This window comes from Methylobacterium sp. 275MFSha3.1 (assembly GCF_900108435.1).
Taxonomy (GTDB): Bacteria; Pseudomonadota; Alphaproteobacteria; order Rhizobiales; family Beijerinckiaceae; genus Methylobacterium.
In genome coordinates this window covers 1-25,948 of sequence record NZ_FNWP01000027.1, presented here as the reverse complement: position 1 = coordinate 25,948, position 25,948 = coordinate 1, and the positions used below count along the sequence as shown (strand labels likewise).

General features: G+C 70.8%; 26 protein-coding genes. 20 read left to right on the top strand and 6 right to left on the bottom strand.

Going from position 1 to position 25,948, the window contains the following annotated elements; all coding sequences use genetic code 11:
• Positions 1-4: 4 nt before the first annotated feature.
• From BLW78_RS25510 to BLW78_RS25490, 5 genes are all read right to left on the bottom strand, one after another.
• Positions 5-1,183 (bottom strand): efflux RND transporter periplasmic adaptor subunit, encoded by a 1,179-nt coding sequence (locus BLW78_RS25510; RefSeq protein ID WP_091682881.1) that lies wholly within the window; start codon positions 1,181-1,183, stop codon positions 5-7.
• A 26-nt stretch (positions 1,184-1,209) separates the two neighbouring features.
• On the bottom strand, positions 1,210-3,018 hold the full coding sequence (locus tag BLW78_RS25505; protein WP_091682879.1) for an ABC transporter ATP-binding protein: 1,809 nt from the start codon (positions 3,016-3,018) through the stop codon (positions 1,210-1,212).
• Between the two features lie 18 nt (positions 3,019-3,036).
• Positions 3,037-3,633, bottom strand: a complete 597-nt coding sequence (locus BLW78_RS25500; protein ID WP_020095780.1) for a TetR/AcrR family transcriptional regulator — start codon at positions 3,631-3,633, stop codon at positions 3,037-3,039.
• Positions 3,634-3,906: 273 nt separating this feature from the next.
• Positions 3,907-5,319: a sensor histidine kinase gene (locus tag BLW78_RS25495; RefSeq protein WP_170855244.1), complete on the bottom strand. Its 1,413-nt coding sequence runs from the start codon at positions 5,317-5,319 to the stop codon at positions 3,907-3,909.
• Entirely contained in the window at positions 5,316-5,981 is a 666-nt protein-coding gene (locus BLW78_RS25490; RefSeq protein ID WP_020095782.1) for a response regulator, read from the bottom strand. The genes BLW78_RS25495 and BLW78_RS25490 overlap by 4 nt, the downstream gene beginning before the upstream one ends.
• Before the next feature lie 116 nt (positions 5,982-6,097).
• Here BLW78_RS25490 and BLW78_RS25485 point away from each other — a divergent pair, with 116 nt between their 5' ends.
• Positions 6,098-7,174 (top strand): ABC transporter substrate-binding protein, encoded by a 1,077-nt coding sequence (locus BLW78_RS25485; protein WP_091682877.1) that lies wholly within the window; start codon positions 6,098-6,100, stop codon positions 7,172-7,174.
• Positions 7,175-7,366: 192 nt separating this feature from the next.
• Positions 7,367-8,659 carry an MFS transporter gene (locus BLW78_RS25480; protein ID WP_020095784.1) on the top strand — a complete coding sequence of 431 codons (1,293 nt, stop codon included), beginning with the start codon at positions 7,367-7,369 and terminating at the stop codon, positions 8,657-8,659.
• 158 nt (positions 8,660-8,817) lie between these two features.
• Here BLW78_RS25480 and BLW78_RS25475 read toward each other — a convergent pair whose 3' ends face one another.
• A complete protein-coding gene (locus BLW78_RS25475; RefSeq protein WP_091682964.1) occupies positions 8,818-9,606 on the bottom strand; it encodes a GntR family transcriptional regulator in 789 nt (262 codons plus the stop codon).
• A 163-nt stretch (positions 9,607-9,769) separates the two neighbouring features.
• On the opposite strand from BLW78_RS25475, the gene BLW78_RS25470 reads away from it, so the two are divergent.
• The 18 genes from BLW78_RS25470 to BLW78_RS25385 form a co-directional block, all read left to right on the top strand.
• Entirely contained in the window at positions 9,770-11,194 is a 1,425-nt protein-coding gene (locus BLW78_RS25470; RefSeq protein ID WP_026605338.1) for an MFS transporter, read from the top strand.
• A gap of 139 nt (positions 11,195-11,333) precedes the next feature.
• On the top strand, positions 11,334-12,125 hold the full coding sequence (locus tag BLW78_RS25465; protein ID WP_091682874.1) for a sterol desaturase family protein: 792 nt from the start codon (positions 11,334-11,336) through the stop codon (positions 12,123-12,125).
• A 50-nt stretch (positions 12,126-12,175) separates the two neighbouring features.
• Positions 12,176-12,565 (top strand): hypothetical protein, encoded by a 390-nt coding sequence (locus tag BLW78_RS25460; protein ID WP_091682872.1) that lies wholly within the window; start codon positions 12,176-12,178, stop codon positions 12,563-12,565.
• 28 nt (positions 12,566-12,593) lie between these two features.
• Positions 12,594-12,809, top strand: a complete 216-nt coding sequence (locus tag BLW78_RS25455) for a hypothetical protein (RefSeq protein WP_020095789.1) — start codon at positions 12,594-12,596, stop codon at positions 12,807-12,809.
• Positions 12,809-13,129: a DUF6166 domain-containing protein gene (locus BLW78_RS25450; protein WP_091682870.1), complete on the top strand. Its 321-nt coding sequence runs from the start codon at positions 12,809-12,811 to the stop codon at positions 13,127-13,129. The genes BLW78_RS25455 and BLW78_RS25450 overlap by 1 nt, the downstream gene beginning before the upstream one ends.
• Positions 13,130-13,281: 152 nt before the next feature.
• Complete coding sequence (locus tag BLW78_RS25445) at positions 13,282-14,571, top strand: cystathionine gamma-synthase family protein (protein ID WP_091682869.1); 1,290 nt, start codon at positions 13,282-13,284, stop codon at positions 14,569-14,571.
• Positions 14,572-14,808: 237 nt separating this feature from the next.
• Complete coding sequence (locus BLW78_RS25440; protein ID WP_170855243.1) at positions 14,809-16,101, top strand: YjgN family protein; 1,293 nt, start codon at positions 14,809-14,811, stop codon at positions 16,099-16,101.
• A 3-nt stretch (positions 16,102-16,104) separates the two neighbouring features.
• Positions 16,105-17,241, top strand: coding sequence for a M48 family metallopeptidase (locus BLW78_RS25435; RefSeq protein WP_091682867.1), 1,137 nt, complete (start codon positions 16,105-16,107; stop codon positions 17,239-17,241).
• Positions 17,242-17,416: 175 nt separating this feature from the next.
• The gene (locus BLW78_RS25430) at positions 17,417-17,788 is read left to right on the top strand and encodes a DUF971 domain-containing protein (protein ID WP_020095794.1); all 372 of its coding nucleotides are present in this window, start codon (positions 17,417-17,419) and stop codon (positions 17,786-17,788) included.
• A 64-nt stretch (positions 17,789-17,852) separates the two neighbouring features.
• Positions 17,853-19,604 (top strand): fumarate reductase/succinate dehydrogenase flavoprotein subunit, encoded by a 1,752-nt coding sequence (locus BLW78_RS25425; RefSeq protein WP_091682865.1) that lies wholly within the window; start codon positions 17,853-17,855, stop codon positions 19,602-19,604.
• 26 nt (positions 19,605-19,630) lie between these two features.
• Complete coding sequence (locus BLW78_RS25420; protein WP_091682863.1) at positions 19,631-19,864, top strand: 4Fe-4S dicluster domain-containing protein; 234 nt, start codon at positions 19,631-19,633, stop codon at positions 19,862-19,864.
• Between the two features lie 8 nt (positions 19,865-19,872).
• Positions 19,873-20,838, top strand: a complete 966-nt coding sequence (locus BLW78_RS25415; protein WP_020095797.1) for a HEAT repeat domain-containing protein — start codon at positions 19,873-19,875, stop codon at positions 20,836-20,838.
• Positions 20,839-21,003: 165 nt separating this feature from the next.
• Positions 21,004-21,780 carry a Crp/Fnr family transcriptional regulator gene (locus BLW78_RS25410; RefSeq protein WP_091682861.1) on the top strand — a complete coding sequence of 259 codons (777 nt, stop codon included), beginning with the start codon at positions 21,004-21,006 and terminating at the stop codon, positions 21,778-21,780.
• Positions 21,781-21,944: 164 nt separating this feature from the next.
• Positions 21,945-23,369, top strand: a complete 1,425-nt coding sequence (locus tag BLW78_RS25405; protein ID WP_244527056.1) for an ABC transporter substrate-binding protein — start codon at positions 21,945-21,947, stop codon at positions 23,367-23,369.
• A 6-nt stretch (positions 23,370-23,375) separates the two neighbouring features.
• Positions 23,376-24,266, top strand: coding sequence for an ABC transporter permease (locus BLW78_RS25400; protein WP_091682858.1), 891 nt, complete (start codon positions 23,376-23,378; stop codon positions 24,264-24,266).
• 73 nt (positions 24,267-24,339) lie between these two features.
• Positions 24,340-25,200 (top strand): ABC transporter ATP-binding protein, encoded by an 861-nt coding sequence (locus BLW78_RS25395; RefSeq protein ID WP_091682857.1) that lies wholly within the window; start codon positions 24,340-24,342, stop codon positions 25,198-25,200.
• Between the two features lie 23 nt (positions 25,201-25,223).
• A complete protein-coding gene (gene fdxA / locus BLW78_RS25390; RefSeq protein WP_091682855.1) occupies positions 25,224-25,562 on the top strand; it encodes a ferredoxin FdxA in 339 nt (112 codons plus the stop codon).
• Between the two features lie 18 nt (positions 25,563-25,580).
• Positions 25,581-25,948, top strand: a 368-nt coding sequence (locus tag BLW78_RS25385) for an FAD-binding oxidoreductase (RefSeq protein ID WP_244527055.1), incomplete at its 3' end; no start/stop codon positions are given.

Below are 25,948 nucleotides of genomic sequence, written 5' to 3'. Positions count from 1 at the left end.
GCGGTCAGGGCTTCGCGGAGGCGGAGGACGTCCGGGCGCCCTGCCAGGGCGCCGGGTTCACCGCCATGCCGGGCTGTATCCGCTGGAAACCCTCGACCACGACGGTCTCGCCGGCCTTGAGCCCGTCCTCGACGATCCAGCCCGCATCCGTCAGCGCCCCCGCCCGCACGGGGCGCAGCGCGACAATCCTGTCCTCCCCGACCACGAAGACCTGCGCGACGCCGGCACTCGACCGCTGGATGGCCTGGGCCGGGACGACGACCGCGCCCGGCACCGTCCCCTGCGCGAGGCGGATACGGACATAGGTGCCCGGCAGCAGGACGACCTTCGGGTTCGGGAACGTGGCCCTGAGCGACACCTGCCCGGTGCCGGGGTCGACGCTCACATCCGTGAACAGCAGACGCCCGGCATCGGCGTGGAGCGCGCCGTCGGGCAGGACGAGGCGGACCGCCGTCTCCTCCTTGCCCGTGGCCCGCTCCGCCAGCCGGCCCGGATCGGCCGCGGGGGCATTGAAATCGGCGAAGATCGGATCGACCTGCTGGATCAGCGCGAGCTTGGTCGCCTCGCCCTGGCCCACGAGGGCGCCCTCCGTGACGAGGGCCCGGCCGATGCGGCCGGCGATGGGCGCGCGCACGGTCGCGTAGTCGAGGTCGATCCGGGCGCGGGCGAGCTGCGCCTTCGCGCTCGCGACGTCGGCCTCGGCTTGGCGCAGGGCGGCGATCGTGAGGTCGTGCTGGGCGGTGCTGGCCGCCTGACGCTCCAGAAGGGTCTCGGTGCGCTCGGATTGCTTCAGCGCCTGCACCCGCGTGGCCTCGGCCCGGTCGAGGGCCGCGGACTTGGCATCGACCTCGGCCCGGTAGACGGCGGGGTCGATGCGGAAGAGGACATCGCCCTTCCGGACGAGGCTGCCTTCCTCGAAAGCGCGCTCCTGGATGATGCCGGCGACCTGGGCCCGGACCTCGGCGACCCGCGTGGAGGTGAGGCGACCCGGCAGGTCGAGGGTGCGGGGCACCGTCCCGGGCTCGGCCCGAGCGGTCGAGACGTCGGGCGGCGAACCCGCCGATCCGGGACCGCCCGGTGCCTGACCGTCCGCCCCGGGCTTGCAGCCCTGCAGGGCGAGCGCCGCGACGAGGCCGAGGGCGGCGAGTGTCGGCGACCGCCGGGCCGGTGCGTGTGATGGCATGGAGATCCGTCCTACAATCGTGGCCGTCAGGCCGCCTTGCGCACGAGGCGCGCGTAGGCGCCTCCGCGGGCGAGCAGGGCTTCGTGCGTGCCGCATTCGACCACGCGCCCCCGATCGAGCACGACGATCTGGTCGGCCCGGCGGACGGTCGAGAGGCGGTGGGCGACGGTGATGGTCGTGCGGGGCTTGCCCGGACGGGCAAGGGCCTCGACCATCGCCCGCTCCGTCGCCGTGTCGAGGGCGCTCGTCGCCTCGTCGAGCAGCAGCACGCGCGGGTCGCGCAGGATGGTCCGTGCCAGCGAGAGGCGCTGCCGCTCGCCGCCCGAGAAGCGGTGCCCGCGCTCGCCCACCAGCGTGTCGTACCCGTCCGGCAGGGCGGCGACCATGTCGTGCAACTGGGCCGTCCGGGCCGCCGCGACCATCTCCGCGACCGTTGCATCCGGCCGGGCGAAGAGCAGGTTCTCGGCCACGCTGGCATGGAGGAGGAACGGGTCCTGCGTCACGACCCCGAGCACCTCGGAGAGGGAGGCGAGACTCAGGTCGCGCACGTCGACGCCGTCGTAGAGCACGGCGCCGCCATCGACGTCGTAGAGCCGGGCCAGGAGATGGCCGAGGGTGGACTTGCCCGAGCCGGTCGCGCCGACGATGGCGGTGTGCGACCCGGCCGGGATATCGAGCGTGACGCCGGCGATCGTGGCGGGGCCGGCTCGGTCGTAGGAGAACGTCACGCCGTCGAGGCGCACGTGGCCGGCGACCTCGGCGGGGTCGAGGGTGACGGGGTCGGGCCGCTCGGTGATGCCGACCGGCTTGTCGAGGTACTCGAAGATGCGCGCGAACAGGGCCCGCGTCTTCCGGGCCTCGACGCCCGTGCGCAGGACCTCTTCCAGCGGGAACAGCATCTGCTCCTGCAGCGCGATCATCGCGACGAGGGTGCCGATGGTCATGGTCGTCCCGGCGCCCGCCATCCAGCCGCCGAGGAACAGGGTCAGGGCCGGCAGGGCTTGCAGCACGAGGTCGATGACCGACCACTGCCACTGCCCGGCCGTGTGGGACCGGACCTCCAAGTTCGCCACCGCGCGCGAGGCCCGCGCGAAGCGCTCCGCGAGATGGGGGACGCGGCCCATCGTGCGGGCGAGGACGATGCCGGAGACCGAGAGGGATTCCTGCACCGCGGACGTCATCTCGGCGATGCGTTCCTGCTGCGCGTAGGTTGTCTCCTCGCGCAGCCGGCCGACGCGGACACTGATCCAGGTCGCCGGCGGCAGGACCAGGAACGAGAACAGGGCGAGCCGCCATTCCAGCAGCAGCATGGCCGCGGCGGTCATCACCACCGCGCTGGCGTTGCGCGTGGCCTCACCCGCCGTGTGGGTGACCAGCGCCTGGAGGGCGCCGATGTCGCTCGCGATGCGGGACTGGATGTCGCCGGAGCGGGTCGCCGTGAAGAACCCGAGCGGAAGCGACTGCAGGTGCGCGTACACGCGGACCCGGAGGTCGTGCATGAGGGCCTGCCCGACCTTCGCGGTGACGAGGGCCTGCAGCACGCCGATGCCCGCCCCGAGCGCGGCGAGGCCGACCATGCCGGCGGCGAGCCGGCCGAGCAGTCCGAGGTCGGCGCGCGGCAGCGCGACGTCGACGATCTCGCGGAGCAGGAACGGGGCGGCGAGCCCCGCGGCGGAGGCGAGCGCGATCAGCCCGATGACGAGCGCGATCCGGCCCGCGTAGGGGCGGAACAGGGTGAGGATCCGGGCGACGGAGACGTGCCGCGCGGCCAGGTCGCCGTATTCCGCGGCATCGCCCGGCCCGTCCGCGCCGCGGGCGGGGGCGAACCCATCCATCGAGGTCGATCCCATGGCTCAGTCCCGGTCGCCGCCCGGGTGCGCGGACGGTTCAGCCAATGTCATCGCGACGAGGCGGTCGCGGAGCGCGTCGAGGGCGGGGACCGGGTCGCTCGGCTTCTCGCGCACGAGGTAGGCGAGCCACGCGCCGTCGGCGGCGAGCCGGACAAACTCGAGGTCGGCACTCCCGTCGGTGTCGCGGTGGCGGTGCAGGCGCTCCGCGAACCAGGCCGACACCATGCGGCGCAGGGGCGGCTCGGCGAGGATCGAGATGTGGAGAGCGGCCCACTGGCTGCCCTCGGTCATCATCGGGTCGTGCAGCGTGATGTCGACGTAGGCGCGGGTGTACCGGCCGTACGGCCGGGGATCCTTCGCCATCGCCGCGTCGATCTCCGCGTCGAGCTGCGCGATCAGGTCGGCGACGACGCCCTCGACCAGGGCCTGCTTGCTCGGGAAGTGGTGGAACAGGGCCCCTTTGGTCACCCCGGCGGCGTGGCAGACCGCCTGCACGGTGACGGCGGACAGGCCCTGTTCCAGGGCGAGCTTGGCTGCGCAATCGAGCAGCGCGCGCCGGACGAGCTCGGGACGCTTCTTGCGATGATAGGCGGTCGCCATGGCCCCTTCCCGGGAGTGACGGGAATCGTCCCCGCCTCGAAGATACCTACCGTGCGGTATCTTTCAAGTGCCGTGATCGGACGACGTGTCAGAGACGCCGGCGCGCAGGTGCGCAGCTCCCCGTCGGCTTCAGCTTACCGTAGGGCGTCGGCCTGTTCCGGCCGGGCACGAGAGCAGGCCGGCGCAGATCCGAGCCGGCAACCACGGCGAAGGCGACCCGGGTCGGACGGCCGGACAGGGCCGAACGCACCGGACCGTCGTCTCGTGCAGCGACTACGGCGCGCGGAAGCTCGCCCGCGCGACCAGTCCCGATCCGCCTGCGCGGGAACCGAGCGTGACCGCCCCGCCGATCCGGTCCGCGAGGGCTCGGACGATCGCGAGCCCGAGGCCGCTGCCGTCAGGACCGTCTCGCGTCGCGACACGGTAGAATCGCTCGAAGACCTTCTCGCGCACCTCCGGCGGTATGCCCGGGCCCTCGTCCTCGACGTCCACGCAGGCGCCGGTCTCCGTGCGCCGGACACGGACGACGGTGGTGCCTTCGGGACGGTTGTAGCGGATCGCGTTGTCCACGAGATTGGTGAGGATCTCGCCGACGATGAACGGATCGCCCACGACCGGCACCGCGCCGTCGGGGCGATCGAGCACGATCTCGCCCCCGCGCGCGAGGGCGTGGGGCACCTGCTCCGTGACCACGCGGGCCGCGATGTCGTTCAGGTCGGTGATCGCCGCGGCGGCGTCCGTGGCGGCGTCCGTGGCGGCCGCGCCCGCATCGGCGCGGGCGAGCGCGATCAGTTGCGCGAGGAGGCGTTCCAGGCGCCGCGCGGCTCCGTCGATATCGTCGATCGCCGCGGCGTGGGCCGGTTCCCCGGGCGTGAGCCTGCGGAGCAGTTCCACGTGCATCCTGAGCACGGCGAGCGGCGTCCGCAGCTGGTGCGAGGCATCCGACGTGAAGGTGCGCTCCCCCGCGATCGCCTGCTCCAGGCGCTCGAGCAGCGTGTTGAGGGCGAGCACCGGGGCCAGCGCCTCGCGGGGCACCCCGGCCACGTCGAGCGGCTGCAGGTTGATCGCCCCCGGGACCGCCCGCCGGTCGATCGCGTCGCTCAGCCGGGTCAGCGGCCTCAGGCTGCTGTCGATGCTGTACCACGACAGGGCCCCGATCAGGCCCATCAGCCCCAGTTCGGCCAGCGCGAGCCCGGCGAGCAGGCGTCGCTCCAGGCCCTGGCGGGCCTCGCGCGTCTCGGCGACCTGCACGAGGACCGGGTCCGGCTTCCCGTAGACCCGCCGGGCCTGGGCGGCGATCCGCACGGCCGCCCCGCGGACGATGCCGTCGCGATGGGTCGTCACCCCGAGCGGGAGCGTATCGACGTCCAGGCCCGGGAGGTCGCGATAGCCGGTCACCAGCGCCCCGCCGTAGGTGACGCTGTAGTAGATCCGGTCCTGCGCCTGGCTCTCCAGCATCCCGAGGGCGACGCGGGGCAGGTCGACCGACACCTCGCCGTCCTCCACGGTCAGCCGCTCGGCGATCGCCAGGACGGACCCGTCGAGCAGGCGGTCGTGCGTCGTCTCCACGACGTTCCGGATCACGAGCGCGCCGGCGAAGCCGAGCAGCAGCGCGAGCGCCAGGGCCGGGAGCAGCATGCGGACGAGCAGGCGCCGCCGGATCGAGGGCGCGCGCGGCGGGGTCACACCGGCATCAGCAGGTAGCCGAGGCCGCGGATCGTGCGGATCTCGGGCCCGTCCGGCTGCAGCTTCTTCCGCAGGCGGGCGACGTAGAGTTCGAGGGCGTTCGGGGCGACCGCCTCGTCGAAGCCGAAGATCTCGGCGCTGAGCCGTTCCTTCGGGACGGGTTTCCCGGCGCGCGTCATCAGGATGGTCAGGACGGCGAGTTCCCGGCGGCGCAGCGCGACGGGCGCCCCGCCGAGGGTCACGGTGCCCGCGGCGCGGTCGAGCTCCAGCGCGCCGCAGCGCAGGACCGGGTTCGGCACGGCCTGCCCGCGGCGGACGAGCGCCCGCACCCGCGCCTCGAACTCGGCGAGGTCGAACGGCTTGAGCAGGTAATCGTCCGCCCCGAGATCGAGCCCGCGGACGCGGTCGCTGATGGCGTCGCGCGCGGTCAGGATCATGACCGGAACGGTCGAGCCGGCCGCCCGGACGGCCTTGAGGACCTCGAAGCCCGGCAGGCCCGGCAGGCCGAGGTCCAGGACGATGAGGCTGTAGGGTTCGCTCAGCGCGAGCTGCACCGCGTCCGCTCCGTCCGCCTCGTGGTCGACGGCGTATCCGCCGTGCCTGAGGGCGGCGACGAGGCCGCGCGCCAGGGCGGCATCGTCCTCGACGACCAGAACGCGCATGCTCCTCCCGTCATCGATCGTGTTGGCCGAAGCGGTCCTCCGAGTTTAGCATTCCCGCCCGGTCTCTGCACGGCGAAGCTGCGGGGACTCCCGCGGCTCTCGAAGGGCAGACCCTGGTGCGCGCTCCCGCTGTCGTCGGCCTCGTCCTGCTGCTGATGGCCGGTCCGGGCCCGGCCTCGGCACAGGTCGAACCATCTTCGGCGGCCGAGGGGACCGGGTCCGCCGCGGCCCGCGGCGAGACCGTCGTGGTCGTGCGGGCGACGACCGACGAGGCCGAGGTCGCCGACCTCCTCGCGGGCTTCCGCGAGGCCCATCCCGGCGTGGCGGTCTCCTACACCAAGATGAACTCCGCGACCCTGTACGCCGGCTTCGTGGAGGAGGCCGCGGCCGGCGCGGTCGAGGCGGACATCGTGTGGAGTTCCGCCATGGATCGCCAGATCAAGCTGGTGAACGACGGCTACGCCGCCCACTACGCGTCCCCCGAGGCGGCCTCCCTGCCGGCCTGGGCCGTGTGGCGCAACGAGGCCTTCGGCGTCACGGCCGAGCCGATCGCCATCGCCTACAACAGGACGCTCCTCCCGCCGGAGCAGGTTCCCCAGACCCGCGCCGACCTGATCCGAGCCCTGACGGACCACCCCGAGACGTGGCAGGGGAAGGTCGCCGCCTACGATCCGGAGCGGAGCGGCGTCGGCTCGCTGATCCTCGCGCAGGACGCGGACGTGACGCCCCGGACGTGGGACCTCGTCTCCGCCCTCGGGCAGGCCGGCGTGAAGCTCTACACCCGGACGGAGACCATGCTCGACCGCATCGCCGCGGGCGAGGCCGTCCTCGCCTACGGCGTGTTCGGCGCCTACGCCCTCGAACGGGCCCGGCACGATCCGGCGATCGGCCTCGTGCTGCCCACGGACTACACGCTCCTCGTCTCGCGGATCGCCTTCATCGCGAAGGACGCGCCGCATCCCGCTGCAGCCCGCATGTTCCTCGACTACATGCTCTCCCGCGAGGGGCAGGCGCGGCTCGCCGCCCGGTCGCTCACGCCGGCCCGGACGGATGCCCGCCGGGCCGACGACCCGGTCGCGTCCGCCCCGGCCCTGCGGCCGGTCCCGGTCGGGCCGGAGCTGCTGGCCAATCTCGACCAGATCCGGCACGCCCGCATGCTGCGGCGCTGGCGGCGCGCCATGGAAGGCCGCTGAGACCGGGTCCCGCGACAGCTTCGTGACAGGTTGACCGGCGTATAGCGGCGTCAAGCGCTGCGAAGTCGGCGCGAATACATGGGAGGATTGGTTTGCGGCTGCAGCCCGATCGCCACGAGCGATCGTCAGCCGTTCAGAACCGACGCTTCCCTCGTGCGGTTGCGACCGCTCCGGCGCCTGAGGGAGACAGCAATGATACAGGCCCATCCGTCGAGTTCCAAAGTCGCCACGGTCCTGCGCGTGACCAGCGGCAACTTCCTGGAGATGTTCGACTTCTTCCTGTTCGGCTTCTACGCCACCTACATCTCCAAGACCTTCTTCCCGGTCGGCAACGAGTTCGCCTCGCTGATGCTGACCTTCGTGACGTTCGGCGCCGGCTTCCTGATGCGGCCCCTCGGTGCGATCTTCCTCGGCGCCTACGTGGACAGCATCGGCCGCCGGAAGGGGCTGATCGTCACGCTCGGCATCATGGCGGCCGGCACGATCCTGATCGCCTTCGTCCCCGGCTACGGCACGATCGGCCTGTTCGCGCCCTTCCTGGTCCTCGTCGGGCGCCTGCTGCAGGGCTTCTCGGCCGGCGTCGAGCTCGGCGGCGTCTCCGTCTACCTGTCGGAGATGGCCACCCCCGGCAACAAGGGCTTCTACGTGTCCTGGCAATCCGGCAGCCAGCAGGTCGCGGTCATGTTCGCCGCCGTGATCGGCTACATCCTCAACCACGCCCTCTCGCTCGCCGACATGAACGACTGGGGCTGGCGGATCCCGTTCTTCATCGGCTGCGCGATCGTGCCGTTCCTGTTCTACATCCGGCGGTCGCTGGAGGAGACGGAGGAGTTCCTGAAGCGCAAGCACCGCCCCTCCATGAAGGAGGTGTTCGGCTCGCTCGCCAGCAACTGGCAGATCGTGCTGCTCGGCATGCTGCTCGTCGGCATGACCACGATCTCGTTCTACACGATCACCGTCTACACCCCGACCTTCGGCAAGGCCGTGCTCAAGCTGTCCGACACCGACAGCCTTCTGGTGACCTTCTGCACCGCCCTGTCGAACCTGTTCTGGCTGCCGGTCATGGGAGCCCTGTCCGACCGGATCGGGCGCAAGCCGCTCCTGCTCGTCTTCTCGGCGCTGACCCTGCTCACCGCCTACCCGGTGCTGGGCTGGCTCGTGGCCAACCCGAGCTTCGGGAACATGCTGATCGCCCTCCTGTGGCTGTCCTTCCTGTACGGCAGCTACAACGGCGCGATGGTGGTCGCGCTGACCGAGGTGATCCCGGCGAGCGTGCGCACGGCCGGGTTCTCCCTCGCCTACTCGCTGGCGACGGCGCTCCTCGGCGGCTTCACGCCCCTCGTCTCCACGTGGCTCATCGAGGCCACGGGCAACCGCGCGGCCCCCGGGCTGTGGATGGCCTTCGGCGGGGCGTGCGGCCTCGTCGCCACGCTCCTGATCTACCGCCGCGCGACCCAGCCGGTCGCTCTGGGAGCACCCGCGTGACCGGCTCGCCGGGAGCACCCCGCCTCGGAGACTCCGCGCGCGTCGCGTCGTAGGGGTCACGACAGAGGGGCGGCCGGGACCGGATCGCCGGCCGCCGCCCGCCCCTCCCCTGACTGACCGCCGCGCCGACCGCCCGACACGGGTCCCGTCGCGCGACCTCAGAGATCCAACGTCTTGCGGGCGAAGCTCTCGATGTAGTCGACGAGCCTGTCCGACGCGGCGCCGGCAGCCTCGACGTCGCGTCGCGCGACCGCCTCGCAGACGTCCGCGTGGAGGTTGGCGGTCAGCGGCAGATCGGCCGCCTGCTTGTAGTGCTGGTACCAGAACCGCCGCGACAGGCCCGCCATGCTCTCCAGCGAGCGCACGGCGAACTCGTTGCGCGAGGCCGTCGCGATCAGCTCGTTGAACTGCCGGTCGAGGCGCATGAACGCCAGATCGTCCGACGCCGCGGCCGCGTCGCGCATGTCCTGCGCGAGCCCCGCGAAGACCTCGCGCTCCTCGCGGGTGGATCGCTCCGCGGCGAGGCGGGCGATCAGGCGCTCCAGGACGCGCCGCGTCTCAAGGAGCCGCAGCTGCGAGCGCACGTTGATGTCCGACACCAGGATGCCGCGCCGCGGCATGACCACGACGAGCCCGTCGCGCGCGAGGCGCTGAAGGGCTTCCCGGATCGGGGTCCGTCCGATCCCGAGCCGTTGAACCAGGTTCTGCTCGCCGAGCACGAGGCCGGGCGGGAGCACCAGGGTCGTGATCATCTCTTCCAGCTGCTGGTAGGCCCGGTCGGTCAGCGTCAGGTCGGGCAGATCGTCGTTACCGCCCGCGGCATGGGTTGCCTCCTGGGCGGCCTCCTGAGACACCTCCTGGGACGCCCCTTTCACGGCCTTCCGCGCCCGCTTGCGGCCCGGCTCGGCGGCGCGGATGGACGTCGTCTTCCCGGTCACGAAGTTCATGGACGACACCCCCGCCACGGCCGGGCCCGCACACCACGCCGCCATCCGCGTGCATGGGGCGGGCCCGCGCACCGCGCAAGGGCATACGCCTGATATATCTTGCGCATCTTAGTAATATCCTGCATGACGACTCGCCGCATATAACTGCGAGGGAGGTTGAGCCATGGCAGGGCCTGTAGCGATTTCCGCCGGCGACGTGCTGCCGGATCGGGTGACCGCGGACGCCACCGCCCGCGCCGCGGTCGGGTCGGGCGCGCTGATCGCGGCGCGCCTCGAGCGGCTGCCGATGACCGCCTTCCAGCGCAACATCTTCCTCATCATCGCCACGGCGTGGTTCTTCGATTCGATCGATCTCGGCTCGCTCACCTTCCTCCTCGGGTCGATCAAGACCGAGTTCGGCCTGACGACCGCCCAGGCGGGACTGCTCTCAAGCATGAGCTTCATCGGCATGTTCGCGGGCGCGGCCCTGTCGGGCATGCTCGCCGACCGGTTCGGGCGGAAGGTGGTCTTCCAGATCAGCATGGTGTTCTGGGGGCTCGGCAGCCTCTGGTGCGCCTACGCCCCGGACGCGACGATGCTGGGCTATGCCCGCCTGCTGCTCGGCTTCGGCATGGGCATGGAGTTCCCGGTGGCGCTCGCCATCGTCTCGGAGTTTCTGCCGACCGCCAAGCGCGGCCGCTACCTCGCCATTATGGAAGGGTTCTGGCCGCTCGGCTTCATCGCGGCCGGCTGCCTCAGCTACGTGCTGCTCAGCTATTTCGACTGGCGCGCTGTCTTCCTCGCGCAGGCCGTGCCGGCGCTGTTCCTGTTCGTGATCCGCTTCCTCGTGCCGGAATCGCCCCGCTGGCTCGCCGACCGCGGCCGGCACGCGGAGGCAGACCGTGTGATGGCGCAGATCGAGCGGCAGGTCGCGCTGCGCCTCGACGGGCGTCCGCTTCCGGAGCCGACCGTCCTGCCCGAGCCGGCGCGGGGGGAGCGGCGCTTCTCGTTCCTCGAACTCTGGAGCCCCGGCTATGCCAGCCGCACGGTGATGATCTGGCTGACGTGGTTCTTCGCCCTCTTGGGCTTCTACGGCCTCACCACCTGGCTCGGCGCGCTCCTGCAGGAGGCCGGCTACAGCGTCGCCAAGTCGGTCACCTACACGATCCTGATCTCGCTCGCGGGCGTGCCGGGCTTCATCGCCTCGGCGATCCTCGTCGAGCGCTGGGGCCGCAAGCCCACCGCCGTCCTGATGCTCCTCGGCAGCGCCGTTGCCGCTTACCTGTACGGGCACTCGCCGTCGTTCGGCTGGCTCATCGCCTACGGGCTGATGATGCAGTTCTTCCTGTTCGGCATGTGGTCGGTGCTCTACGCCTACACGCCCGAACTCTACCCGACGCGGGCCCGCGCCACCGGGGCCGGCTGCGCCTCGGCCATCGGCCGCGTGGGCTCGCTCATCGGACCCTTCGCCATCGGCCTGATCCTGCCGGTGCTCGGCCACGGCGGCGTCTTCGCCCTGGGCGCCGGCTCGTTCGTCATCGCGGCCGCGAGCGTCGGGTTCCTCGGCATCGAGACCAAGGGCAAGTCCCTGGAAGCCATCTCGCACTGACCGGACCGGCCCCGACCGGACGGTGGCGACGCGGCCGCCGTCCGGTCAGGTTGACAACTGATATATCACCGGTATCTCTAGCAAGACAGATCCCGGGCGGGGGCGCGTCGTCACCCCCATCCCAGCGAGGAGACGCACCATGGAACTCGCCAACACCCGCATGAGCGAGCGGCAGCGGAACTACCGCGCCAATTACCGCCAGCGCGTGGCCGGCTGGTACAACGGCGTCCTGCACATCGCGATCATCTACACGATCGGCCTGACGGCCCTGTACATCTACGTCTCGAACATCCACGCGCCGAGCTGGATCGAGCTCGCGACGGTCCCGGTCGTGTTCCTGTTCTGCAATTTCTTCGAGTGGTGGCTCCACCGCTACGTGATGCACCGGCCGCAGAGCAATCCGATCGGGCGGGCCGTCTATAATCGGCACACGCTGCAGCATCACCAGTTCTTCACCGACCACGAGATGCGCTTCGCCGACCACCGGGACTACCGGGTGACGTTCTTCCCGCCCTACGCGCTGGCGACGTTCACGCTGATGTCGATCCCCGGCGCCGTCGTGCTCGGCAACATCTTCACGCCCAATGTCGGGTGGCTGTTCATCACCACGACGACCAGCATCTACATGATCTACGAGTTCATGCACTTCTGCTGCCACGTCGAGGAGAACTGGTTCGTCCGCAACATGCCGTTCATCAACACGAACCGGCGGCACCACACGGCCCATCACGACCAATCGATCATGATGGAGCGGAACATGAACCTGACCTTCCCGATCATGGACTGGCTGTTCGGCACCTCGGACCTGAACCGCGGTCTCATCGGGACGCTCTTCAACGGCTACGACACGCGCCACGTGAAGACCGACATGCGCAAGACCGCGCGCACGCCCGGTGCCCCCGAGCCCCGGGCCATGCAGGCCGCCGAGTGACCCGCCGCGCAACCCGCCGCCTAGACTGACGAGCAGCCCGGAACGCCGCCATGGACATGATCGAACCGAACGTCGCCGCGCTCGCGTGGTTCGCCCTCTTCGCCGGGGTCGCCTGCACCGGCTTCTACGTGCTGGCCGGGATGTTCCCGCTGGAGACCCGCCCCGACCTGAGGGCGCGCCCCCTCGGCCTCGCGCTGATCGCGGCCAACGTCCTCCTGCTCGCGGCGCTGACCGGCGGGATGCTCGCCTACGGGGTCGCCGAACTCCGCTGGTCGAGCCTCGTGATCGTGGGCGGCTTCGCCATCCTGTTCGCGCCCGGCCTGTTCAACGTCTGGCCCCAGCGCTGGCGCGACGGCATCGCGGGCCTGGCGATCGTGCTCGCCGCCCTCTGCGGCGCCCTCGGCCTGCTGCAGCAGGTCGGCGCCGTCTTCGTCCTCTGACCCGCACGCGCGATCCGGGAGGGATCCGATGCCGTTTCCGATCAAGTTCGGCCTGTCGGTCGCCGTCGCGCTCGCGGCGCTCGCCGGCTGGTTCTACATGGGCCATCTCGGCCAGACCGGGCCGCGCTGGGCCGTGGCCTTCCTCGGCCCGTTCATGGTGGTCAGCCTCTGGATCTTCCCCGAGGTGATGCGCAACCGCTCCGACGGCCGCACCCCGCGCCACCGGATCCGGGAGGCGCGGTGATGGACAAGGTCTATGCCGGGGATCGGACGATCGACGGGATCGTCGTCACGGTGAACGGGGCGCCGCTGCCGGATCGGGCCGAGGCCAAGTGCTACTCCCGGAACGGCTTCGAGTGGAGCTACGAGGGTCCCGAGCCCTCGCAGCTCGCCTACGCGATCCTGGTGGATCATCTCGGCGACGCGGCGGAGGCGGAGCGCCTGCAATTGCGCTTCATGCGCGGCGTCGTGGCCAACTTCCAGAACGAGTGGGAGATGACGACGGCCGACGTCGCCCGCGTCCTGGAGCGCCTGGATTCGGGCGGCGCGGCGCGGTCCAGCTGAGACTTGCGGCGCCCTCCGCCGCGGCGCGTCGGGACCGCGGCGGCGTTCCGTAGCGGCCCTGCCTGTGCCATGCTCCCGCGTCCGGAATCCCGGAGTCAGAGCGCAACCGGGCTGCCCAGCCCCGGGCTGGGGCCTGTCGGAGCGAGGCCAGCATGTCCGACGACCGCTACCACCGGAGGGCGCTCGGCGACCGCCCGCTCCGTCCCGAGACGTTGATGCTCGGTTACGGCTACGACCCGGCCCTGTCCGAGGGCGCGGTGAAGCCGCCGGTCTTCCTGACATCGACCTTCGTCTTCACCTCGGCCGAGCACGGCAAAGCCTTCTTCGACTACGTCTCGGGACGGCGCGAACCGCCGGTCGGCGAGGCGGCGGGGCTGGTCTACTCGCGCTTCAATCACCCGAACAGCGAGATCGTCGAGGACCGGCTGGCCGTCTTCGAGGAGGCCGAGGCCGCGCTGGTCTTCTCCTCCGGCATGTCGGCGATCGCCACCACGATCCTGGCCTTCGCGCGGCCCGGCGACGCGATCCTGCACTCGCAACCCCTGTACGGCGGCACCGAGACCCTGATCGCCAAGACCCTGGCCGGGTTCGGCATCGCGCCGTTCGGGTTCTCCGACGGCACCGATCCGGCGAGCGTGCGCGCCGCGGCCGACCGCGCGGCGGGCGCGGGACGCGTCAGCGTCGTCATGGTCGAGACCCCCTCGAACCCGCTCAACACCCTCGTCGACCTCGGCCTCGTCCGGGCGGTCGCCGAGGAGATCGGCGCCCGGCAGGGCGGCGAGGCGCCGGTCGTCGTCTGCGACAACACCCTGCTCGGGCCCCTCTTCCAGCACCCGTTGCGCGAAGGCGCCGACATCTCGGTCTACTCCCTGACGAAGTATGTCGGCGGCCACTCGGACCTGATCGCCGGCGCCGCCCTCGGCTCGGCGGCGCGGATGAAGCCGGTGCGACTTCTGCGCTCGGCGATCGGGACCGGTCTCGACCCGCATTCCTGCTGGATGCTCGGGCGCTCGCTCGAGACCCTGTCGCTGCGGATGAGCGCCGCCAACCGCAACGGCGAGATCGTCGGCGGGATGCTGGCGGCGCACCCGAAGGTGGCGCGCCTCCACCACCTCGCGCATCTCGAGCCGGGGTCGCGGCAGGCGCAGGTCTACGCCAAGCAGTGCGCGGCGCCGGGCTCGACGTTCTCGTTCGACATCGTCGGCGGCGAGGCCGAGGCGTTCCGGGTTCTCAACGGCCTCCAGCTGTTCAAGCTCGCCGTCAGCCTGGGCGGAACCGAGTCGCTCGCCAGCCACCCGGCCTCCACGACCCATTCCGGCGTGCCGAAGGCGGTGCGCGACCGGCTCGGGATCACGGACGCGACCATCCGGGTGTCGATCGGGATCGAGCACCCGGACGATCTGGTCGCCGACCTCGCGGCCGCTCTGTCGGTCCTGGGCTAGGGACGCGCCGAACGGCGGCCGGGCGCGGTGCGCACCCCGTCGCGGCGGCTCGGTCGCATCGCCCGGCAACGCGTGTCCGGCAACCGGAGACCGCGCGTTAACGACGCCCCGCATTTCGAACAGTCGCGGCACGACATTGCGGGGACGGGACAGAATTCCGGCCGCGCGGAACTGGTCAGCGCAGGCCTTCCTTCCTAGTGTCTGGCCGCGAAACGCGACGGGACGATCGACGGATCCATGAATTTGGCAATCGGCACCCAGTTCGACACGCGGAGCGGCGCTCCGGGCACGCGCGTGGCCGCCGTAACCTTCGACCCGCGGGTGAAAGGTCTCACCTGGCTGGCGCTGAAGGGCTTTCTGCTCTCGATCGTGACCTTCGGCATCTACAGATTCTGGTACGTCACCAATCTGCGCCGCTTCTTCTGGGAGCGCACCGCGCTCGACGGCTCGCCCGCCGAGTATACCGGCACGGGCAAGGAACTGTTCCTCGGCTTCCTCGTCGCGCTCGCGATCCTCGTGCCGATCTACGTCGCGCTGTTCGCGCTCTCGCTCGTCGCGCCCGCGCTCGCCCCGTTCTCGGTGGTGATCTCCTTCGTGTTCCTGTTCCTGCTGGGACAATTCGCGATCTACCGCGGGCGCCGCTACCGCGCGATGCGGACGCTCTGGCGCGGCATCCGCCTCGGGCAGGACGGCTCGGGCCTCGCCTACGCGGCCCGCGCGGGCGGCTGGTGGCTGCTCACGCTCGTCACCTTCGGCCTGGCCTTCCCGTTCATGCGGGCGAGCCTGGAACGCTACCGCATCGACCACACCCTGGTCGGGACCAGCCGGATGCACTCGACGGCGCGGGGACGCAGCGTGCTCGGTCCCTGGCTCCTGCTGTACGGGGTCGGGCTGGGGCCGCTGATCGGGCTCGGCATCGCCCTCCTGGTCGCGGCGGATTTCTCGCTGCCCACGGATCTTCTGGTACCGAAGCCCGGCGGCAAGGCCGGCCAGACGATCCTCAATCCCGCCTACGCGGCCTCGAGCATCGGCATCCTCCTCCAGGCCATGGGGTTCGTGGCCGCGATCTGCGTGCCCGCGGCGCTGGTCCTGCTCCCGTATTACCGCGCCCGCGAGACGCGGGCGTTCATGGGCGCCGCGAGCCTCGGTCACGCCCGCCTCGCCTCGAGCCTGAAGGCGCGGCAGTTCTACTGGCCGTACATCGTCTACATGCTGTCGCTCCTGGGCTTCCTCGTCGTGCTGGGCCTCGTCGCGGCTCTGCTGATCTTCGCCGCACGAGCGGCGGGCGATCTCAGCATGCTCCACTGGCTCGTCGTCCTCATCTACCTGGTCGGCGCGCCGCTGTTCGCGGTGCTCTACGTGCGCGTGGTGCAGGCTCGCCTGTGGGCGGCGGTCGCGACGAGCACGACCGTGACGGATCCCGAAGCCCTGGATGCCGTCCTCGCCTCGTCCCGCGGTGCCGGCAGCGGTCTGCAGGAGGGCCTCGCCGACGCGCTCGACGTCGGAGGCGCGCTCCAGATCGGCTTCTGACGCTTGACCCGCGCTTCCCAGGCGATCGACGCGACGCCGATCGAGGTCGAGGGCCGCTTCTTCGACGGCGTCAGCGCGCGGGCACATCCCGTCGCGCTGCGCCTCGACGACCGCTTCCGCGTCTCCGGGCCCGGAATCGCCCAGGACTGGAACCTGCTCGACCTGCGCGCCGCCGTGTCCGTGCCGCCGCTGATGCGGATCGGTCCGGCCGGCGAGCCGGTCCGCGTGGAGTTCTCGGACGCGACGCTCGCCGCCGCGCTCGCGGCGCGCTGCCCGGACCTCCATCGCCGGGAGCGCTCGGGCGGCACGGTGCGGCTCGTGCTCTGGTCTCTCGCGGCCGGTCTCTCGGTCCTGCTCGTGGCGGTCTTCGGCGTCCCGCAGATCGCCGGGCTGCTGGCCCCGCTGGTGCCGGACGCGGCCGAGTCGCGGCTCGGGGCGGTGGCGGAACCGCAGGTCCTGCGCTTCCTCGGCGCCCCGCCGGCCTGCGCGGAGCCGGCCGGCCGCGCGGCGCTCGACACGCTCGTGGCCCGCCTCGTCGCGGCCGGTCGGGCGGAGGGCTCGCTGCCTCCCGAGGTGGCCGTGAGCGTGCGCCGGCACGGCACGGCCAACGCCTTCGCCCTGCCGGGCGCCCGCGTGATCGTGCTCTCGAACCTCATCGCGCGGGCGCGCTCGGCCGACGAGGCCGCGGCGGTCCTGGCGCACGAGCTCGGCCACGTCCGCCGACGCGATCCGACCCGCTCCCTCATCCGGGCGTCGGGCACCTCGTTCCTGTTGAGCCTCGTCCTGGGGGACCTGACCGGCTCGACCATCATCATCGCGCTGGGCGACGCGGTGCTCTCGGCCGGCTACAGCCGCGACGCCGAGCGGGCGGCGGACGCCTACGCGGTCGACCTCATGACCCGCGCGGGCGGCAACGGCGCGGCGCTCGCCGACATCCTCGAGCGCATCGCCAAGGACAAGCACGACGGGAAGAGCGACGTGCTGGACCTGCTGCGCAGCCATCCCTTCACGCGCGAGCGCGCCGCCGCGATCCGCGCCCAGGCGGGCCCTGCGGCGGCCGAACGCCAGATCCTGTCCGGCGCCGCCTGGACGGCACTCCGGGGCATCTGCGGGCCCGAGACGAAGACGACCGAGCCGTAGGTCCGGATCACCGGGCGGTCGCTGTCCGCGGGCAGCCGCGGCCGACGACCCGGCTCCGGTCTCCGAGCCGGTCGGTGTCGCCACGGCCGGCGGCCTGACTGAGATTCTCAGCAACTAATTGCTGTCGGATCGCCCGCCCCTCGGCTTCTGTGACGCCGGCACAGAGGAGGAGCGGATGGCACACCACGCGACCGGGGTTCCGAACCCGCCCCCGTTCGATCCCGAGGCGATCCCGGAGGCCGCCACCCTCGCGCGCGGCGGGACCGGCCTCCGGTTGCAATGGCGCGACGGGCTGACCGCGACGCTGTCGGCGGAGCGGCTGCGGCTGCGCTGCCGCTGCGCGTGGTGCACCCGTGACCGGGTCGAGCGACGCTTACCTCAGGCCGCCGCCGACATCGCCGTCGCGCGGGTCGAACCGATGGGCGGCTACGCCGTCCACATCGCGTTCTCCGACGGCCACGCCCGCGGGATCTTCCCCTGGTCCTACCTGCGCGCCCTCGTCGCCGAGGCCGTCGACGACCCGCCCGACGCCGCGCAGGCCGCCTGACCGCGCGATCCGATCCTCCGGCGATCCCACACGCCCCGCCCCTGACCTGACGCGAGATCTTGCCATGAACGCGTTCGAATCCGCGACGAAGACCGAGATTATCGAGACCGACATCCTGGTAATCGGCGGCGGCACCGGCGGCCCGATGGCCGCGATCAAGGCCAAGGAAGCCGATCCGAAGCTCCGGGTCGTCCTGATGGAGAAGGCCAACGTCAAGCGCTCGGGCGCGATCAGCATGGGCATGGACGGGCTGAACAACGCCGTCGTGCCGGGCTACGCCACCCCCGAGCAGTACGTGAAGGAGATCACCGTCGCCAACGACGGCATCGTCAATCAGAAGGCGGTGATGGCCTACGCGCAGGGGTCGTTCCCGATGATCCAGTACCTCGACAAGCTCGGGGTCAAATTCGAGAAGGACGGCTCGGGCGAGTACAACATGCGCAAGGTCCACCACATGGGGACCTACGTGCTGCCGATGCCGGAAGGGCACAACGTCAAGAAGGTCCTCTACCGGCAGCTCCGCCGCCTCCAGGTCGGCGTGACGAACCGGTACATGGCGACGCGCCTGCTGAAGGGCGCGGACGGGCGCATTGCCGGAGCGATCGGCGTCAACACCCGCACATCCGAGTTCCTGGTGGTGAAGGCCAAGGCGGTGATCCTCGCCTGCGGGGCCGCCGGCCGCCTCGGCCTGCCGGCCTCCGGGTACCTGTTCGGGACCTACGAGAACGCGGCGAATTGCGGTGACGGCTACGCGATGGCCTACCACGCGGGCGCGCAGCTCGCGAACCTCGAGTGCTACCAGATCAACCCGCTGATCAAGGACTATAACGGCCCCTCCTGCGCCTACGTCACCGGCCCGTTCGGCGGATACACGGCCAACAATCGCGGCGAACGCTTCATCGAGTGCGATTACTGGTCCGGACAGATGATGCTCGAGTTCTGGCGCGAGCTGCAGGGCGGCAACGGCCCGGTCTTCCTCAAGATGGACCATCTGCGCGAGGAGACGATCTCCGAGATCGAGACGATCCTGCACTCGAACGAGCGCCCCTCCCGCGGACGCTTCCACGAGCGGCGCGGCACCAATTACCGCCAGCGTCCCGTGGAGATGCACATCTCCGAGATCGGCTTCTGCTCGGGCCACTCGGCCTCGGGCGTGTTCGTCGACGAGTTCGCGCGCACGACGGTCCCCGGCCTCTACGCGGTCGGCGACATGGCGAGCGTGCCGCACAACTACATGCTGGGCGCCTTCGTGAACGGCGGCATCGCCGGGGCCGACGCCGCCGCCTACTGCACGGCCAACGCCCTCGCCGACCATGACCCGGCGGACATCGCCGTCGAGCGCGAACGGGTCCTGGCGCCGACCCGGCGCGTCGACGGGCTCACCCCGCACGAGATGGAGTTCAAGACCCGCCGCTTGGTGAACGACTATCTCGAGCCGCCGAAGGTCACGGCAAAGATGGAGCTCGGCCAGCGCCGCTTCGCCGAGATCCGCGAGGACCTCGACCTGCTCTGCGCCCGCGACCCGCACGAGTTGCACCGGGCGCTCGAGATGCAGACGATCCTCGACTGCGCCGACATGGCGGCGGCGGCCTCGCTCTACCGCACCGAGAGCCGTTGGGGCTTCTACCACCTGCGCATCGACTATCCCGAGACGAACGACGCCGAGTGGGCCTGCCACACGGTCCTGTTCAAGGACGGCCAGGGCCGGATGGCCCACGCGAAGCGCGCCGTCGACCCGTTCATCGTGCCGGTCGCCGCCGAGGAGATGGGCGCCTACCACCAGCTCCGCATCAAGACGCCGGCCGCCGCCGAGTAATCCCGCCCCGTACCGGAGATCGATCCATGCCGATCATCAATCAGGCCAGCAGCGCCGCGGTCGTCATCGACGACGCCAAGTGCATCGCCGAGAAGGGCTGCCGCGTCTGCGTCGACGTCTGCCCGCTCGACATCCTCGCGATCGATGAGATCCGGCAGAAGGCCTACATGAAGTACGACGAGTGCTGGTACTGCATGCCCTGCGAGGTCGATTGCCCGACGAACGCGGTCAAGGTCAATATTCCCTACCTGCTGCGCTGAGGCCGACCATGAGCCCCGTGTTCGATTCCTTCGACGACGATCTCGACGACGTGGCCGAGCGCTGCGCGAGTGCCGACGCCGGCGTCCGGCGCGTCGCGATGATGGAGCTCGCCGAGGCCGTCGGCCCCGCGGCGAAGGTCCTGCTCCTCAAGGGCCTCGGCGATCCGGACGCGGCCGTCCGCGCCGCGGCGGCCAAGGCGCTGGACGAGCACGACGGCGCGGACGTCGTCGAGGGCCTCGTGCGGTCCCTGGAGGACGACGACGAGGCCGTGCGCCGCACCGCCGCCGATACCCTGGCCGAGAAGAAGGAGCCGGCCTGCGGACCGCTCCTGATCGAGCGCGCCGCGCACACCGACCCGTTCGTGCAGGCCTCCGCCCTGCGGGCCCTGCGCGAGCTCGTCCTGCCGGACGCCCTGTCGGCCGCGCTGAAGGCGCTCCAGAGCCCGTCCCCGGAGGTGCGCCGCGAAGGTCTCGGCGTCATCGGCTACCTCAAGGCCGAGGAGGCGCTGCCAGCGCTGATCGCCACCGCGGGCGACCCCGACCCGACGGTCCGGCGCGCCACGATGGCGGCGCTGGTCTTCCTGCGCCCCGGCGGTCCGGGCATCGGCACGTTGATCGCCGGCCTGTCCGACGAGCACTGGCAGGTTCGCGAGGAGGCGGCCGTCTCCTGCGCCAAGATCCGGCTGCCCGAGGCGACGGCGCCCCTGATCGCCGTGATGGACGATCCCGTCTGGCAGGTCCGCACCAAGGCGGCCAATGCCCTGGGCCGGATCCGGGCGCCGGCGGCCGTCGAGATCCTGGGCCGGGCGCTGACCTCGGAGGTCAGCAACCTGCGCAAGGAGGCGGCCGCAGCCCTCGGCGAGATCGCCGACCCGCGAGGCCTCTCGGCCCTTGAGGCGGCCGCCAACGATCCCGATCCCGACGTGCGCAAGCTCATCCAGTGGGCGATCGGACGCTGTCAGGGACGCCCCTGATCGATCCGGCCGTCTCGGCCTCGTCGCGGCGCCGCATCCTCCGGGTGCGGCGCCGCTTCACGTCCGCTCGGCTCCGCGATATCCAGACGCTGCCGGTGCCGGCGGCCAGTTTAGAGCTGGTACAGGGTTTGCTGCGCCGCGGCAGGTAGGATGCTGGAGGCGGCAATGCAGACCACGGCGCCGATACGCCCGTCTCAGGCCCCGGCAGGGCTCCAGACCCAGGCGAGCGCCCTCCTGCTGTCCGAGGCCGCGCCCAAGGCCGGAACCGGGCAGCGCCCTCTCCTCGACGGGCTGACCGAGCGCGAGGTCGCCCTCGTGCTGGAGAAGGGCCGGCGCCGCGTGCTCTACCGCGGCGCGACCCTGTTCACCCAGGAGACGCCCAACGACGGGATCTGGATCGTCGAGAGCGGCCGCATCCGGGTCTTCTACGCCGCGCCGTCCGGTCGCGAGATCACGCTGGCCTACTGGTACCCCGGCAACTTCGTCGGCGGTCCCGACGTGTTCGGCGCCGGCCTCCACAAATGGTCGGGCATGGCGGCGAGCAATTCCAGCGTGCTGCACCTGCCGGCCAAGGCGCTCCGGCAGCTCGTGACGCAGATCCCGGCCCTCGCGATCGGGGTCATCGACGGCCTGACCTTCAAGGGCCGCTGCTACTCGACCCTGGCCCAGATGCTCGGGACCCGCTCGATCACCGAGCGCCTCGCCCACCTGCTCCTGCACCTGTGCGACCTCTACGGCGTCGCGGAGGAGGACGGGACGGTGATCGCGGCGACCTTCACGCACGCCGACCTCGCCCACATGGTCGGCGCCACACGGCAATGGGTGACGATCAGCCTGAAGCGGCTCTCGGAGCAGGGCGTCCTCGTCACGCGGCGCACGCAGATCGTCGTGCTGCGTCCCGACATCCTCGCGGCGATGCGCGGCGGCGAGGAATGCGCCTAAAACGCGAGCGTCCCGCACAAAACCGCAGCACATCCGGAGCCGCTCGACTTTTTTGCGCAACTAATCGACCCGCAGGCGTCCTCGGCATTTGATCGGACGCGCCGCAGCGCCCGATCATGCCGTCGATGTCTTCGCGACATCAGGCCGAAATGTTGGAGCGGGCGATGACTGGACGATTTCCCGGGCTCAGATCGGTCTCCGCTCTCGCGCTCCTCGCGCTGGCGGGAGCCGGGATCGGGGCACCGGCCCGCGCCGAGACCCTCACCGTCGGCATCGGCACGCAGGACACGACGACCAACACCGCGACGGTCGGCGTGGTGATCCGCCAGCTCAAGCTGCTGGAGAAGTACTTGCCCAAGACCGGCAAGTACGCCGGCACGACCATCCAGCTCGACTGGCAGAACTTCACGTCCGGGCCGCCGGTCACGAACGGCATGATGGCCGGGAAGCTGCAGTTCGGCGCGATGGGCGATTACCCGCTCGTCGTCAACGGCGCGACGTTCCAGAACAATCCCGAGAGCCAATCGCGGCTGATCGCGGTCGCCGCCTACAATCTCCACGGATCCGGCAACGGGATCGTGGTCAACAAGGCTTCCGAATACTTCTCGTTCGAGGATCTGAAAGGCAAGGTCGTCAGCGTGCCCTTCGGGTCGGCGGCCCACGGGATGGTCCTGAAGGCGCTGCAGGACAAGGGCTACCCGGCCACCTATTTCCGCCTGGTCAGCCAGAGCCCGGAGGTCGGCTCGACCAATCTCCAGGAGCGGAAGATCGACGCGCACGCGGATTTCGTCCCCTTCGCCGAACTTCTGCCGTTCCGCGGCTTCGCGCGCAAAGTGTTCGATGGCGTCGAGACCAACCTCCCGACCTGGCACGGCGTGGTCGTGCGCTCCGACTTCGCCGACCGCTACCCCGAGATCGTCGAGGCCTACCTGAAGGCCGTCCTCGACGCCGACGCCTGGGTCAAGGCCGATCCGAAGCGCGCCGCCGAGCAGATCGCGGCCTGGACCGGCACCGACAAGGAGGTGGTCTACATCTTCCTCGGGCCCGGCGGGATCATGACCGTCGATCCCACGATCAAGCCGCAGCTGGTCGAGGCCGCCCGCGAGGACGTCAAGGTCCTGCAGCGGCTCGACCGGATCAAGACGTTCGACGTCGGTCCGTGGGTCGACGACGGGGCGCTGCGCAAGGTCTTCGCCGAGCGCGGCCTGGACTACGCGCAGCAGCGCGCGAGCACCGCCAATTACGAGGTGCGCGGCGAGGACACGTACTGCAAGAGGCCCGTCACCGAGCCGCGCAAGGCCGGCGAGATCTGGGTGAAGGGCGGGGCGATCCAGCCCTACGCGAGCGCGGCCTGCACGCTCGGCGCGCTGAACGAGATGAAGTCCAAGGGGCAGGCCGTCGACGTCGCCTACGTCTTCGACACGGCCCGCGGCATCAAGCTGTTCGCCCGGGAGGCCTTCTACGTCGTCGACGGCAAGGGCGGCATCGCGCCGTTCCTGCTGAAGCAGGACGCCGAGGCCGCGGCGCGGGGCGGCGGCACGGTGATGCCCTACGACGAGGCCCTGAAGGCCGCTGTGACGGGAGGCTAGAACCGCATGGAAGCTGTCGCTCTCCGGCCCGCCGCCGAGTCGCGCCCGCCGCGGGCGGCGCCCCTCCCGCCCCCGGCCGCGTCCGCCCGGCCCGCGACCGGCCGCGTCCGCCGCTGGCTGCGGCTGCATCACGGCGCGTTCCGAGCCGCGCTGATCGGGCTCACCTCCCTGATCCTGTTCGTCGCGCTCTGGCAGTATCTGACCGCGAACCGCGTGACCCTCTACGTGCGGTTCCTGAACATCCCGACGCCGATGGACGTCGTGGACCGCGCGGCGATCGCCCTGCGCAGCCCGAACTTCGGCGACCACGTGCTCATCTCCTGCCGCCGGATCCTCTTCGGATTTCTCCTGGCCGGCGGCGTCGCCGTGCCGCTCGGGCTCCTCATGGGGCGCTACCGCCTCCTGCGCGAGATCGCCTTCCCGATCTGCGAGGTGCTGCGGCCGATCCCGGCGATCGCCTGGGTGCCGATGGCGATCATGCTCTGGCCGACCAACGAGGGCTCGATCGTCTTCATCACCTTCCTGGGCTCGTTCTTCCCGATCCTGATCAACACCCTCCAGGGCATGGTCCAGGTCGACCCGGTCCTGGTGCGGGCCGCACGCTGCCTCGGCGCCCGCGAGGCGGCGGTGTTCCGCGAAGTCTACCTGCCGGCCTCGCTGCCGCAGATCTTCACCGGGCTGACGGTCGGCATGGGCGTGGCCTGGGTCTCGCTGATCGCCGCCGAGATGATCTCCGGCCAGTTCGGCATCGGCTACTTCACCTGGGAAGCCTACTCGCTGGTCCAGTACCCGGACATCGCCCTCGGCATGATCACGATCGGGCTGCTCGGCCTCGGCTCCAGCTTCGCGATCCGTCTCGTGGGCCGCCTCGTCATGCCCTGGGCCGCGGCCCGCTAAGGCCTCGGCCGGCCGCCCGGCGCGGCCCTCGCGGGACCGGTCCTCCACGCGCGTCACCAATCGGGAGCTTGCCATGGCCGAATCGAGCCGGGGCCTGATCGAGGTCAGCGACTTCTGCCTGCGCTACGAGACGATGGAGGGGTCCGTCGAGGCCGTCTCGAACGCCTCGCTCACCGTCCATCCCGGCGAGTTCGTGTCGATCATCGGGCCCTCGGGCTGCGGGAAGTCGACGCTGCTCAACGCGCTGGCCGGCTTCCTCAAGCCGTCGTCCGGGCGGGTCACCGTCGACGGCGAGGCGATCGCGGGACCGAGCGCGGATCGCGGCATGATCTTCCAGCAATACTCCCTGTTTCCCTGGAAGACGGTGCGCGAGAACGTCGAGTTCGGCCTGAAGATGAAGGGCGTCCGGCGCAGCGAGCGCGAGCGACAGGCGCGGACGCTGCTCGGCCTCGCCGGGCTCACGGCGTTCGAGAACCACTATCCGGACCGATTGTCCGGCGGGATGAAGCAGCGTGTCGGCATCGTGCGCGCGCTCGCCACCGGCCCGCGCATCCTGCTGCTCGACGAGCCGTTCGGCGCCCTGGACGCGCAGACGCGGCTGATCATGCAGCAGATCCTCACCAACATGTGGCAGCGCCTGAAGATCTCGGTGCTGTTCGTGACCCACGACATCGACGAGGCGATCTTCCTCTCCGACCGCGTCTACGTGATGACCGCGCGTCCCGGGAGCATCAAGGCCGAAATCGTGGTGCCCCTGCCCCGCCCGCGCCAGCCGGCCCTGACCCTGTCGTCCGAGTTCCTGGGCCTGCGCCGGGGCCTGATGTCGCTGATCCGCGAGGAGAGCCTGCGCGCGATGGGCGGCGAGGTCAGCGCCGAGGCGATGAAGGGGCTGGCGATCGATCTCGAGGGCCAGGATCTCCCCGCGCTGCTCTGACCCCTGCGCCGAGGTGCGAAGTCATGACCTATGTCGTCACCGAGAACTGCATCCGCTGCAAGTACACCGACTGCGTCGAGGTCTGCCCGGTCGACTGCTTCTACGTCGGCGAGACCATGCTGGTGATCAAACCGGACGAGTGCATCGATTGCGGCGTCTGCGAGCCCGAATGCCCGGCCGATGCCATCAGGGCCGACACCGAACCGGAGATGGCGGCCTGGAAGACCTTCAACGCCAAGTACGCCGATCTCTGGCCCAACATCACCGAGAGGACCGAGCCGGCCGACGACGCCGCGGCGTGGGACGGCCGCGGCGGCAAGCTGCTCGACCTGTTCGGGACTGCCGACCCGGCGTCCGCCTGAGCGAGGACTGATCCGTCGATGAGCAAGTTCTACGAGGAGCGCGTTCTGTCGGTCCACCACTGGACCGACAACCTGTTCTCGTTCCGCACGACGCGGGATCCGGCGTTCCGGTTCCGCAACGGCGAGTTCACCATGATCGGGCTGGAGGTCGAGGGCCGGCCGCTCCTGCGCGCCTACTCGGTGGTCTCGGCCAACTACGAGGAGGAGCTGGAGTTCTTCTCGATCAAGGTCCAGGACGGCCCGCTGACCTCGAAGCTGCAGCACCTGAAGGTCGGCGACCCGATCATCGTCGGCAAGAAGCCGACCGGCACGCTGGTGCTCGACAACCTGCTGCCGGGCCGCAACCTGTACCTGCTGGGCACCGGCACCGGGCTGGCGCCGTTCCT